Annotated in this window: 10 protein-coding genes, 1 tRNA gene and 1 pseudogene; 9 read left to right on the forward strand and 3 right to left on the reverse strand. The window is 32.2% G+C overall.

Going from position 1 to position 13,428, the window contains the following annotated elements:
* Positions 1-93 precede the first annotated feature (93 nt).
* Positions 94-723, forward strand: coding sequence for an MBL fold metallo-hydrolase (locus IF125_RS08260; RefSeq protein WP_317197134.1), 630 nt, complete (start codon positions 94-96; stop codon positions 721-723).
* 162 nt (positions 724-885) lie between these two features.
* Positions 886-2,097 (forward strand): diaminopimelate decarboxylase, encoded by a 1,212-nt coding sequence (gene lysA / locus IF125_RS08265; RefSeq protein ID WP_225542157.1) that lies wholly within the window; start codon positions 886-888, stop codon positions 2,095-2,097.
* Positions 2,098-2,160: 63 nt separating this feature from the next.
* Here the strand turns inward: lysA and IF125_RS08270 are convergent, their stop codons facing one another.
* Complete coding sequence (locus IF125_RS08270) at positions 2,161-2,499, reverse strand: hypothetical protein (RefSeq protein ID WP_225542158.1); 339 nt, start codon at positions 2,497-2,499, stop codon at positions 2,161-2,163.
* A gap of 491 nt (positions 2,500-2,990) precedes the next feature.
* Here IF125_RS08270 and IF125_RS08275 point away from each other — a divergent pair, with 491 nt between their 5' ends.
* Positions 2,991-3,326 carry a hypothetical protein gene (locus IF125_RS08275; RefSeq protein ID WP_225539049.1) on the forward strand — a complete coding sequence of 112 codons (336 nt, stop codon included), beginning with the start codon at positions 2,991-2,993 and terminating at the stop codon, positions 3,324-3,326.
* Here IF125_RS08275 and IF125_RS08280 read toward each other — a convergent pair.
* Complete coding sequence (locus IF125_RS08280; protein ID WP_225542159.1) at positions 3,316-4,482, reverse strand: MFS transporter; 1,167 nt, start codon at positions 4,480-4,482, stop codon at positions 3,316-3,318. The two genes, IF125_RS08275 and IF125_RS08280, sit on opposite strands and share 11 nt — an antisense overlap.
* A gap of 185 nt (positions 4,483-4,667) precedes the next feature.
* On the opposite strand from IF125_RS08280, the gene IF125_RS08285 reads away from it, so the two are divergent.
* Positions 4,668-4,752 (forward strand) — tRNA-Ser (locus tag IF125_RS08285).
* 303 nt (positions 4,753-5,055) lie between these two features.
* On the opposite strand, the pseudogene IF125_RS08290 reads toward IF125_RS08285, so the two are convergent.
* Positions 5,056-6,055 (reverse strand): annotated as a pseudogene (locus tag IF125_RS08290) (IS30 family transposase).
* Positions 6,056-6,422: 367 nt separating this feature from the next.
* Between IF125_RS08290 and IF125_RS08300 the strand changes: the two are divergent.
* The 5 genes from IF125_RS08300 (at position 6,423) to IF125_RS08320 (ending at position 12,987) form a co-directional block, all read left to right on the forward strand.
* Positions 6,423-7,088 (forward strand): hypothetical protein, encoded by a 666-nt coding sequence (locus tag IF125_RS08300; protein WP_225542161.1) that lies wholly within the window; start codon positions 6,423-6,425, stop codon positions 7,086-7,088.
* A gap of 167 nt (positions 7,089-7,255) precedes the next feature.
* Positions 7,256-11,200 (forward strand): hypothetical protein, encoded by a 3,945-nt coding sequence (locus IF125_RS08305; RefSeq protein ID WP_225542162.1) that lies wholly within the window; start codon positions 7,256-7,258, stop codon positions 11,198-11,200.
* A 133-nt stretch (positions 11,201-11,333) separates the two neighbouring features.
* Complete coding sequence (locus IF125_RS08310; protein WP_225542163.1) at positions 11,334-11,894, forward strand: hypothetical protein; 561 nt, start codon at positions 11,334-11,336, stop codon at positions 11,892-11,894.
* A 61-nt stretch (positions 11,895-11,955) separates the two neighbouring features.
* Positions 11,956-12,387: a transposase gene (locus IF125_RS08315; protein WP_225542164.1), complete on the forward strand. Its 432-nt coding sequence runs from the start codon at positions 11,956-11,958 to the stop codon at positions 12,385-12,387.
* 282 nt (positions 12,388-12,669) lie between these two features.
* Positions 12,670-12,987 (forward strand): helix-turn-helix domain-containing protein, encoded by a 318-nt coding sequence (locus IF125_RS08320; RefSeq protein WP_225542165.1) that lies wholly within the window; start codon positions 12,670-12,672, stop codon positions 12,985-12,987.
* Positions 12,988-13,428 lie beyond the last annotated feature (441 nt).

The following is a 13,428-nucleotide window of genomic DNA, read 5'->3' on the forward strand; positions in this document are numbered from 1 at the left end:
AGTGAACATGGATCACCTTTACCAATTTTCAATAAAGCATTTAAAGGAGCAAATACCTACCATACAAAGGATTTTCCGAAGATTGATTATTTAGTGATTTCACATGATCATTACGATCATTTGGATTATGAAACTGTAAAAGAAATACAACATAAAGTGAATAAAGTAATTTTGCCATTAGGTGTTGGTGCACATTTCGAAAAATGGAATTATTTACCAGAACAATTAATCGAAGAAGAATGGTATACAACTATAAAGTTGAAGAATAATCTTGAAATAACCTTTACTCCTGCTCGTCATTTTTCTGGTCGAAAATTTAAACGCAACGTTACTCTTTGGACTTCTTATGTTCTGAAAACCCCAACGCAAAAACTATTCTTAGGTGGAGACAGTGGTTATGACACACATTTCAAAGAAATAGGAGAAAAATATGGGCCATTTGATTTTGCTATTCTCGAAAATGGACAATACAACGATGCGTGGAAATACATTCATGCATTACCAACGGATATTCCTGCTATTGTTACCGATCTAAAAGCGAAACACATAATTCCTGTACATGCTGCAAAATTTGCATTAGCAAAACATGCTTGGGACGAACCTTTAGAAAAAGTTGTGGAATATGGCAAGCAGAATAAGGTTGATATTTTAACTCCGATGATCGGTGAAACAGTAAATCTGAACGATTCGGTGTTTTATTTCAAAGAATGGTGGAAGGGTTAAAACTTAGATTAACGAATAATATTCGAAATAAAAACCAATATTTTAAATTAAATTCGAATTTATTGATTTTTAACAAGTTTATTCTGAATTATCGTCAGAAAATCATTTGATTTCCGTAATTTTGGCAACTAAAATTTAACTTTAAACAAAAAATTAAACAAAATGGAACTGAATAGAGAACGTCTATTAGAATTGGTGCAAAAATATGGTGCACCTTTATATGTATATGATGCGAACAAAATAAAATCGCAATATGATAAGATGACCAATGCATTTTCTACAGTCAAACGTTTAAAGTTAAATTATGCATGTAAGGCGAACACAAATCTTAATATTTTAAAGTATTTTAAATCACTTGGTTCAGGATTGGATACAGTTTCTATTCAAGAAGTAGAATTAGGATTAATGGCGGGTTTCAAACCGAAAGAAATCATTTATACGCCAAATGGCGTTTCGTATACAGAGATCAAAAAAGCAATTGAATTAGGCGTTCGTATCAACATTGATAACCTTTCGGTTTTAGAAACATTTGGACAAGATTTTCCTAAATATCCAGTTTGTGTACGTATCAATCCGCATATTATGGCGGGCGGAAATGCGAACATCTCGGTAGGACACATCGATTCTAAATTCGGGATTTCTATTCATCAATTACCACATATCAAACGTGTTGTAGAAAATACAGGTTTACATTTGGACGGAGTACATATGCATACAGGTTCTGATATTTTGGACATTGATGTTTTCTTACAAGGAGCAGAAATTTTATTTGAAGTTGCTGCAGAATTCAAGGATTTATCTTACATCGATTTTGGATCAGGATTTAAAGTTCCTTATTATCCAGGAGCAGATGAAACAGATATCGAATATTTAGGAGAACGTTTATCAGCACGTTTCAATGCATTTGAAAAAGCGTATGGAAAACCATTAACACTAATGTTTGAACCAGGAAAATACATGGTTTCTGAAGCAGGATCTTTCTTAGCATCTGTAAATGTTGTAAAACAAACAACGTCTACTGTTTTTGCTGGAATAGACACAGGATTTAATCATTTAATTCGTCCAATGTTTTACAGCGCTCACCACGAAATCGAAAATATTTCGAACCCAGAAGGACGTAGTCGTTATTACACTGTTGTAGGATACATTTGTGAAACAGATACGTTTGGATCGAATCGTAAAATAAATGAAATTAGCGAAGGTGATATTTTATGTTTCCACAATGCAGGAGCATATTGTTTCTCGATGGCATCAAACTATAATTCGCGTTTCAAACCAGCGGAAGTCTTGTTAATTGATGACAAAGATTATTTAATTCGTCGCCGTGAAACATTACAAGATTTAATCGCTACAACAGAGGATATTAAATTCTAAGTTCAGAATTTTTTATATATTTTTTATAGTATTTTAAAAGCTCAATCAAAAGATTGGGCTTTTTTATTTCCCTAATTTCAATGGTTTACTTAAAAATATCTCATGTACAATACTTCTAATTAAATTTTGTGTTTTGGTCATAGAATCATCAAATCTATACTCAATTCTTTCTTCAATAGGATTTAGAGGAGAAACCGTTGTCAGTTGATTATTATGATGTTTTACATAATCTTGCATCAATTCATTATTCTTCTCAAGCGATAAATTTTGTTTATACTTTGAGTCAAAATAGCCAATTGATTGTACAAATGGAATTATCAATTTATTCTTCAAATTACCATTTTGCACTTCTACTTGTGCAAAAAGACAAATTGGAAAAAGAAATAATAAAAGTATTTTCATGATCAATTATTTAATTTATTAAAGTTAACCCGTTATGTATTTTGAATTAAAATTCGTCAGTTCGAATAACATTTCGAAATAAAATAAAGAAAAATTGTATGAGAATAGAATTTCACCTTCAAAAACCTTTTTCTCGATACAAAATTCTTTCAGAATTCCACTCGAAATGACGGTTTTATTGATAAAATTAACAATATTCACACAGTTTAAGTTAAGAAATTTGTTTTAAATAATAGCCTTATCCTATTTTAAACACTTTACAATGACATTCGTCTTATGCTATTCTAAATGAATAAAATAATTTTGTAAAAATTTGTTTGAATAATGGAAAAAAAAGATAAACGAAGTACCACACAAAAATTAATAGACGATGCGTTTTTTATATTTCTTGCAATTTTGGGTGTTTTTTGTGTTTTGATTATTCTACTTGTGGTATAAGGATGAAATTGTTCGATCCCTACTTTTGTCTCTATTTATTAAGTTGGATTTTCGTGAAAATTACACGAATTTATGCCATCGAAATCGACTATATCAATCATTATTTAACTGATATTTTTGCTGTTCCTGCTATGACTCATCTGGGTTGTTATATCATTTCTAAACTAAAATATAACGGAAAATTATACATTTATCCAACATCATATTTAATCATCACAGCTACTGTTTTAGCGCTGTTAATGGAATTTATTATGCCAAAATATTCTACGAATTATACCGGTGATGTAATTGATGTTGTTTGCTATTTTGTTGGAATTATTTTTTACTTAAAAGTTCATAAAACCTATTTAATAGAAAAATATTCAAGGAAAACTGTTATTATGCCTTAAAAATTTTCATTCTACCAACCATAAAAACCATAATCAATCCGAAACATGCAAATAGCGCATAAGAATATCTCAAATCTGAAACCTCTGCAATGTATCCAATAAGTGGAGGGCCCATCAAAAATCCTAAAAAAGATATACTCGAAACCATTGCCAAAGCTACTCCTGGATTAACATTCTTATTTTTTCCGGCAACACTATAAACCGTTGGCACATTACATGCCACACCAAGTCCCACCATCATAAAAGCAATGGTACACACTATAAATTGAGGAAAAAATACCGAAAGCATCAAGCCAGAAAACATCAATATTCCGCTAATTTGTAAAATACGCTGCTTCCCATATTTACTGATAAAATAATCACCAACAAAACGACCTGTAGCCATCATCACCATAAAAGAAGCATAACCTACGACAACTAAATTTTGAGGCGCTTTTACAATATCTTGAAAATAAACACCACTCCAATCAAACATCGCACCCTCTGTCGCCATACTTAGAAAACCTATTATTCCTAATTGAACCAGCACTATATCAGGTTTTGAGAAAATAGATTTCTTTTCCTTTGCTGGAGACGGAATGGAATCAACCAAATATTTCTTATTCACCATCCAATTCAATACAATTAAACCATAAATAAGTACAAAATGATAAAATGTATTGACATGTAAATTCATCATCAATAAACCAATCAAAGCTCCAGTAAAACCAGCAATACTCCACGCACCATGAAATGACGACATAATTGATTTACCATATATTTTTTCGACCTCAACACCTTGTGTATTCACCGAAATGTTGCACATATTACCAACTACACCAAAAAAGAATAAAACTGCTCCTAATTGATAAAAGTCTTGTGCTAAACCAATACAACAAAGAAGCATTGGATAAATTAGAACAACAATTTGCAATACGTTTTTACTTCCATATTTTGCGACTAACTTGCCCGAAAGCGCCATTGTACACAATTGACCAATTGGCATCAACAACAATAAAGTTCCTAACTGACCTTCTGAAATTCCTAATTCTGATTTAATCGTTGGTATTCGACTTGCCCAAGATGAGAAAGCTAAACCTTGTGAAAAAAAGAACAACGAAACGGCTAAACGAATTCGTTTTTTTTGAGTTGATGTATATTCAACGGAATTATTCATGGCTATTATTTAAACTAAAGTGCAAATTTAAGGTCTGTAAGGCCATAGCCAATAAAAAACCTCAAAAATATTCGATTGATAATCATTTTGTTAAAAAATAATTTTAAAATAATTGTTTTCAGAGTTTGGAAAAACGAAAAAGCGTTCTATATTTGCACTCGCAATACGGCAGTAAACGCTGTGTAGGAGAGTTGGCAGAGTGGTCGAATGCGGCAGTCTTGAAAACTGTTGAGGGTCACACCTCCGGGGGTTCGAATCCCTCACTCTCCGCTAAAAGAGATTCTATTATTTAGAATCTCTTTTTTTGTATAAATAAGTAAGTTTTCTTCCTTCATTTTCAAATGGTTAATCGAAAATAAATCCATCATTGTAAGTGTTCGATAAATACCATTTTCATAGTATAAATTGCTGTCGAACACTATGTTTACAAATACTCTTTTCTGTAAAGTATTAGCTTTAGAATAAATAAACTTCATATCTGTTAATTGATTCAGATTCTTTTCTAAGAATTTAAAAGCAATGGCGGTTTCAAGTTGCTAATGCAACGATAGTATAAAATAGTAAAAGTTTTGATTATTTGATTTGTTTAATAATCATTCGATTAAAAACTTGTGCCGGCGAATATCCATTAAGTACTTTTCGAGGTCTTTCATTAAGTTCCCGTTGCACTTTTTTGAGTTGTTTTTAAGAGTAAATTGAAAGGTCAGTTCCTTTTGGAAAATAATCCCTTAAAAGCCCATTTGTATTTTCATTTGTAGGTCTTTCCCAAGGCGAATAGGGATGTGTAAAATAGACTTGTACTTTAGTGTTTTTGGTGAATAATTTATGCTGAGCCATTTCGGTACCATTATCGTAGGTTAACGACTTTTTCATGAGCTTTGGCAGCTTCTTAAATTCCTTTTCAAAAGCCTTTCGAACCGTCTCTGCATTTTTGTCTTTTAGATGTACTAAAATTACCGCACGAGTAGATCTTTCAACCAACGTTCCAATAGCCGATTTATGATCTTTTCCGATAATTAAATCACCTTCCCAATGTCCAGGAATCTCTCTACCGATCACTTCTAGAGGTCTTTCATCGATAGAAATACGGTCCTTAATTTTGATATTTTTCGACTCTTTCGAACGAGCAAGTCCTCTAGTTTTGTTCCATTGCCTTAGCGAGTCAATTAGTTCCTTTTTTAGGTGACTTTTACTGTGCAAATAGATATAAAAATAAATGGTTTCGTGGCTTACATTCATTGCTTTATTATGTGGAAAATTATGTTTTAAAAATATGGAAATTTGTTCAGGTGACCATTTTTTTTTGAGCTTCGAATGCACAATTTTTAAAAGCTTTTTATTGCTTAGGATTTTACTTCTCCCATAGTTTTTATTCATCGAAATTTCAAAGGCAATTTGATGTGAAATAAAAGCATCGTAACATCTTTTTTTTAAACTTTTTCACTTCTCTGGATATTGTGCTTTTGTTTCTATTTAATAAAATAGCAATGGATGAAATGGAAAGTTTTTGATCTAAATATTTCTCAATTTTAAATAGTTCTTGAAGGGTTAATCTTGTATAATTTTGGCTCAATAACAACACTAAATTAATAATTTATAGTGTTGCATTAGTTTTCTGAACCCGCGAATAAATTACTAAAAAATGTGAATGGAAAAATAGCGGCGGATAAAAGAGGTGAACTTCCAATGAATTAACCTGCATTTTGTACGTATTGTATATTCCTTTTTTATAAAAGTTATAATATTCGAAATCATTGTTTTAAATATTTTTTAAAACAGTGCTGTATTCATTCATACGGCAATAGGTACACTTGTATCTAAAGTCATTTTGTTCTAAAATTGCATAACGATTATTTTCATTATTCTGAAAATTAAACCATATATAAGTTAAGTTGAAAACTTAAACCTAAACCTATTTTATACCCAACTAAAACCAGATGATGAATAATAATCGTCATATAAACCTATTATTTTCAGGCATACAATTTAATATGAAGTTGTATGCCTGTATTTTGTGTGTTATTGTACAGGCTATATCTACACAGGTCTATAGCAATTCATCGGTTAATGATTCTCTAAAAAATAGTGAAACTTATTTATATATTGGAGAGAAGACAACAATAAGAGATGTTCATCTACTACATGTTGTTACTCCTGCAAAAACAGAAAAAACAAAGCTATATATAAAAGGAAATTCATTTATAACAAATGCTGATCAGTTAAAAAATACTGAGATTATACATTGTGGTAAAGTTGTCGGGAAAAAAGCGAAGAAACATATTATTCGATCTCGATCAAGGGAAAAGAATACTACCTCAGCAACAAAACAGTTGAATGAAGTTACCCAAAAAGTAAAGCCATTATATTATTCTAATACTTCCAGTAGTCGACTTTCTTCAGATAAACGGATACAAATAATGGCAGTACAAACTTATCAAAATAATAAGTGCATATCTGTAACATCAGCTGATAATCTAGAACTATACAAGTCTCTCATACTAAGAGAAGAAAATAATAAATATAGAAAAGAAGTCTTTGTACACAAAACCCTTGTGGCGTATTTTAAAAATCGTCCACCACCATATGATCCTTTTATTTTTTTCTAGTAGCACACAGAGTGGATAGGTTTAGATTATTACTCTGTAATGGGTACTCAGAATTTCGGTTACTGTAATTAACTAGTTACAGTTATGGTAAGTAAAATTCGAACGATATATATAAAAAAATGTAAAGTGTAAACATGTAGCGCTTTACATAAACAAACTTAAATAATATGAATATTAAAAAACTACTTTCTCAAGGTGGAAAAGTTTTATCTCTTGCAATAGCCTTACTCTGTGGGAGTAACGCCTACGCAGATGGGTCTAAAGATCTATATCCAAATGGCGTAACAGGTGGACGTGCTTTTTTGTATAGTAACTCTTCAGGTACTATAGGATCTACTGTAGGATCATGGCCCTTCAAAACAGAAGGAACACATTATGCTTATGTTAAAGCTGGTGAAATACTGCATACAGCTTCCAGCGCACAAGGAATAGGAAATGGTATAATTAGATTAACAGCACCAAATGGTACTGTTTATACTTCCTCAGGAACAACAGGACGAATAACCGATAGAACAGCAGAGCTTGCTGGTCCAAGATTAACGTCGCAAGCTGCAGGAGGCAATCGATATGCAACTTATAACCGTACTGCTTTAACGGCAGAAGAAGGGGTTTGGAAAATAGAATTTTTACCGACAGGAAATGTATCTACTACAAGATTTCCTGCTGTTTCTAATATTGCAGCTAATGATAGCTGGACGCAAGGTACAAGCTCAGAACTTATTGCAGCGTGGGATGTATCTGTAGAGAGTGCAGGAGCTTGGGTGCCAGGAAGAGTTTATACCAATGTAATGAATTTACACATTAGTGAAAGACAAACGGCAGGTTTTTATGGAAATATGTATGCGCTGACAAAAGATGGATATATTTATAAGGTAAATAATAACGGGAATAATGGTATAGCTTTTACATTTTTTATAAATAACAAAGGTTTTTTGACTAACGTAAATGATAGTAGCCCTTCTTATAAAAGTAAAAATTTCACAACTGGTATTTCTTCTTTTGTACATTCTCCTTTGGCAGCAGATGCAGAGGATAATATAACACATAAAATTTTTTATAGTCAACCAGCTCAAGATTTACCTACTTCTGCTAATGGTAGCGTCCCAAATAATAGTACATGGTTGAAAAATACCCCTATTACTCCAAATGCAAGTAATATTAGTATTGTAGGAGCTGAAGGAACAGTTGGAGAATTGGGATTAAAAGGAGGGTATATTAATTTTACAGCAGATGCGCAAGGGATTTATACTATTACAATAGAAAGTTCTGGCCTGCCTTCTTTTGCAACCAGAACTTTAACGGGAACTGCGATTGCGGGTAATAACAAAATATTTTGGGATGGTAAGGATGGTAATAACAACTATCTTCCAGGAACTAATGCCTCTGTGTTAGTGAAAATACAGTTACGTGGAGCAGAGGTGCATTTCCCATTTATTGATATGGAAATTAATCCTAATGGACTCGTATTAGAACTTTTGAACGGAAACAATCCTCTTTCTGAAGAACGTTTTCGTGTTTATTGGGATGATAGCGATATTTCAAGAGTTACTGGCACAAACAATAACGGGAAAGCCCCTAATCCACTTGATGCAAGTGTAGCAGGTTCGCTTAGTGGACCTACAGGTACTGGAGGACATATGTGGGGACAGCAAAATAACAATACCAGTCCATTAAGTAGTACTAACCTTTCTCAAGGATTTGGTAACAATAAATCTATAGATACTTGGTCATATATAAAAGGACCTGTAGCAACAGTTAACACAACAGTTGCTATTAAAAAAAGTGATTTATCAGCAACAGCTAATATAACAGATGTTTTAGGGGCTTCGGGCATAAATCCATCTTTATCAGAAGGTGATGCGTTTGGGTTTTATTCAAATATTTGGAATAACGGTCCAGATGCTATTTCTTCAGAAGCAGAAGTAACAATAATGTTTGAAATACCAAATGGTGTAAGAATCACCAATGTATCAAATAACGGAGGTGTTACATTAACTTATGATCCAGTATTAAGAAGATACACTGGTAAGAAGTCTAATTTTGGTGTAGGTAAGATAGAATTTATTTTTTCTGCAGTGGTTGACCATACAGATACCAATGCAACCAGTATTACTGGTAGTTTTGCACCAGTTGTACGTACTTTTACAGCAAGTGTATTGCGCCCAGCAGATTACGTGGACCCTATGGCAACTAACAATTCGGTAAATACACCTCCAACAGATATTTATAATGAGATTGCTTTAAATACTGTTAACGGAGGGAATAGAAATATGAGTAGTGCTAGTATTTTCATCTTACAAGATTGTATGATGGATTATATATATGATGAAGGAGCTAGTTATAATGCTGGAGTTATTCACTATCAGAATTTTAATACTTCATCTCCGTTGGTTAAAGACGGTAGAATCCCGTGGGTGAATCAACCTAATATATTATCATCTACGTTAACCTCTAATGGAGGTGCTATTACCAACGGTTACCGTTTTTCACCAGGTTACAACGATCCGTTATATGATCCTAATTATATTGGAACTCACTTACCAACAGGTGTTGGAGCTACACCTTCTGGCCCTATCAAGTATTTCGATTCTCATATTGGGGATGGTAGCTATGCAGTAGTACCGCCTGCTTTTGTTAGACTTGGCTGGGATCCTCGTTCGTTTACAGACAATACTACTGTAAACGGTTCTTCTGCAATAGCACCACATTGGGCATCTGGACAATCATATCCACAAGTATATGACTGGACAAATACTTATCCTTGGGACAACCCAGCAGATCCTTCTGTTCTAAATGTACTAGATATGTCAGGTCATTTAAACGGTGCAGCTTTTCTTGTAAAGGGTAATGTATCTCAATCTCAAGGTATTCGACCATTCTATAGAATAGATGATGTTAAGCCAGAGATGGGTAAAACATATACATTACAATTGTTCTCGTATGTAAACTATACGGCTAATACAGATTATATGTACATGGATTTGGTAGACCGTAATACTGGTAAAGTATATGCGTCAGCACAGTTAAAAGCAGATAATCCGCTACCAGGACCAGGAGCAGTTTCTTTTGGTTGGGTGCCACTAAAAGCAGCTATTAATATCGGAACAATGGATTTTACAGGAAAAACAATGGATATCCAAATTCGTGGTAACCGTACAACTTTTGGGCATACATTGATTGATGATATTATGTACTTCGAAAACAAAGTAGGTGTACCATCTTGTGTAGTACCAGTCGATATTTTTGAGCCTTCAGAATGTACAGAACCAATTTTAGGAGAAGATTTCAGTATGAATAATGATACAGATCCAATCGTTAATAATACAATTAGCAAAACTTTTATTCAACCAGCTGGAGCAGATCAAGGCTTTACATTAGATATTTACTATTTAGATAATTCATTTAATATGGAAGTTAATGGTAGTAAACTGTCAAATATGGAAATAGAATTTCATAATCAAGGAGGCGTGGTTTCTAATGTTCGTTTTGAGTCAGACGACGCTGGATATGGTCCTACTTTTACAAATGGTATACCAAATATTTGGCAGATCGGTAATGCAGCCAGTAAAGTACCTGCATTACGTATAGATATAGACCCAACAGGTAATGTAACACTTTTGGGTAGAAGAAGTACAACAGCTCCATTTGAAAAACTGAAATTGATAAACGGTGCTACTTTAAACCGTGTCAATTGGAATGTAACTTCAAGCAATACAATACTAGCTACACAAAGTACTTTATTGTCACCTACAGCTATGATAGGTACTGGTTATGGTAAAAAAGCAGTTCCGTGTGCTGCTCCAAAATGTGTTAAACCAGCTGTTTCAGGTATCTCATCAGTTCGTACGAATGTAGGAGTTTCAACAAAAGAAAATGTAACTTCGGGATGGCCAGAAGTTGTACCAAATGGATATATCGCATTAGAAAGTTCAAATGCCGGTTTAGTAATTCCTCATATGACTACAACTCAACGAGACGCACTTACAGCGATTGAAGGAATGCTTATTTACAACACAACAGAAAATTGTGTCCAATTATACAGAGGTGAATCTCCATTGATTGATCCTTCAAGAAAAGGATGGAACTGTTTGGAAAGAGGTTGTAACGAATAAGAGTTTTTCATAATTTTTTTTGATAAGAAAAGTAATCTTGGTAAAACTTGGTTGTTTTACCAAATGCTTTTTTCTAGTTACTATTAGCAACAAAATAATGAGATAGTCAATCTCAAAATAAAAGATAAATAAAATGAGTATAAATAAAACATTAGCGATTAAAATGTTAGTAACAGCGAGTTTTTTTACAGCTGTATCTGCATCAGCTCAAGTCGCTATCGGAAAAAGTAGCGTTACAAATAATAGTGTATTATTAGAATTTGGCGATGAAGCTACAAATCTTAGAGGTATTATTTTGCCTTCTGTTACTACAGCTCCTACAGATGCTGTAAACGGAACATTCATATTCAATGTAGCAACTAAAGAGGTGCAAGTTCGAGAAGGAAGAACTAGTACAAATGATCGTTGGACTTCTCTTTCAGCGAAGTTAGACGCATCTCAAGAAGGAGGCAAACTAAACCCTTATGTGATTAATGGAGAATCTGTTAACAAACAAGGGGTAATTATTGGAGCAGAAACCAGTAGTAAACCAGGTGTTTTGATTTTAGAATCAGAAACAAGAACATTGGTTCTACCTAAAGTAGCTGATCCTAATACGGCTGTAATAGGTCCTGTTGCAGGTAATATAGTGTATGATACAACGTCAGATACTCTAGCTGTGTACGATGGTACAAATTGGAGTTACTGGAAATAAGTAGAATAAAGTAGTCTTTATAAAAAGACTGCTTTATCAAAAAAATAAGCATTTAGAAATAATGATTGATAATTATAAAGATATCCATATTGGATCAGTTATTCAAAAAGCTGTTGTAGAAAGTGAAATAGAGATAGGTCGCATCTGCAATTTTATAAATTGTGATGAACAGAGAATTAATAAAATGTATGAATCAAAAATATTGGATACAGAGATTTTACTAAAATGGAGTAAACTATTAGAATATGATTTTTTTAGATTATACTCTCAACATCTTATTTTATATTCATCAATAGCAGCAGACAAGCCGAAAGATAGTATAAAGAAACAAACTAGTCTACCGCAGTTTCGTAAAAATATCTATACAAAGGAAATCATAGAATTTATATTAGAACAATTAGAAACAAAACAGATGACAAAAAATGAAATAATGGATCGTTACAGGATTCCAAAAACCACTCTATATAAATGGATAAGTAAATACACCAAATAAGGTATAGTCTAATTTCATTTTACAGTATAAAAATCTGATCAAAAAAATGATAAAAATAATTCGTCATCAAAAAATGATTTCTTTGTTTCAAAAACAAAACTAAAAATAGAGGTAAAGAACATCTTAAGATACAGTAAATATCACTCAGAATATAATATTTGGAATAGAATATATAGTACCTATGATTAGTAATACGGATTACAAACTTTAGTTAGGTAGAAAAAAAACTCTTTATATATTTTAATAACGATAGATTAATAAAAATAAAAGTTAAAAAAGGATATGGAAAAATCAAGCCCTAATTATAAACAAATTTTTAAAGATATTTTAGATAGAAAATACCCTGAAAAAAGAAATGCATGCGAAAACATTCTTAATAAAACAACACTCTCCATTGTAGACGTTATAGAAATAAATGCAAAAATATTTGGCAAAGGAATTATTAATAATAGTCAGAAATTTCGTTCGTATAAAAAATCAGATATTTTGAATATTTTAGATTACCAAAAGGAAAATGGCCTCAATAATTCTCAATTAGCAAATCATTTTAGATTAAGTCGAAATACAGTTGCAAAATGGAAAAAACTATTTTTAGTATAAAATAAACTACATAACCTATGAAAAAACTAAAAACCCATTTAAAGCAAAAGGTAATTTTGATGCACCAAAATGTAAAAATCAAATTTCAACTAATTAAAACTAGAGTATGTCGCTAATAGGTAAAACATTAGAGGAAACAGAAGCTCTTTATAATAGCACAGCAAAAAAGATTACATCGAATGAATATGAAATTATACTTAAAAAGTATTGTTTTGGACTCTTTTATAAAAGATTGCAATTAAAATGCAATAAAAAAGGGATAATTATTCTTTATAGAATATATACAGATCTTCGATAAAGAGGTTGAATTCCCTGATTCAACCTTTAAATATAGGACGTAATCAATCTTTCTTATATTATTAATATTGTAAATCGTCAGCAAAAAGTGGACATCTAAGACCTAAAATTTAAGGTAGTGTTTTAAAAATCATTAACTTTAAT

This window comes from Empedobacter stercoris (assembly GCF_020281205.1).
GTDB classification, from domain to species: Bacteria; Bacteroidota; Bacteroidia; order Flavobacteriales; family Weeksellaceae; genus Empedobacter; species Empedobacter stercoris.

Coding starts and splice junctions, on each gene's coding strand:
- IF125_RS08310 (WP_225542163.1), top strand. CDS start 11,334: ATGAGTATAAATAAAACATTAGCGATTAAAATGTTAGTAACAGCGAGT.
- IF125_RS08305 (WP_225542162.1), top strand. CDS start 7,256: ATGAATATTAAAAAACTACTTTCTCAAGGTGGAAAAGTTTTATCTCTT.
- IF125_RS08270 (WP_225542158.1), bottom strand. CDS start 2,499: ATGAAAATACTTTTATTATTTCTTTTTCCAATTTGTCTTTTTGCACAA.
- IF125_RS08300 (WP_225542161.1), top strand. CDS start 6,423: ATGAATAATAATCGTCATATAAACCTATTATTTTCAGGCATACAATTT.
- IF125_RS08320 (WP_225542165.1), top strand. CDS start 12,670: ATGGAAAAATCAAGCCCTAATTATAAACAAATTTTTAAAGATATTTTA.
- IF125_RS08315 (WP_225542164.1), top strand. CDS start 11,956: ATGATTGATAATTATAAAGATATCCATATTGGATCAGTTATTCAAAAA.
- lysA (WP_225542157.1), top strand. CDS start 886: ATGGAACTGAATAGAGAACGTCTATTAGAATTGGTGCAAAAATATGGT.
- IF125_RS08280 (WP_225542159.1), bottom strand. CDS start 4,482: ATGAATAATTCCGTTGAATATACATCAACTCAAAAAAAACGAATTCGT.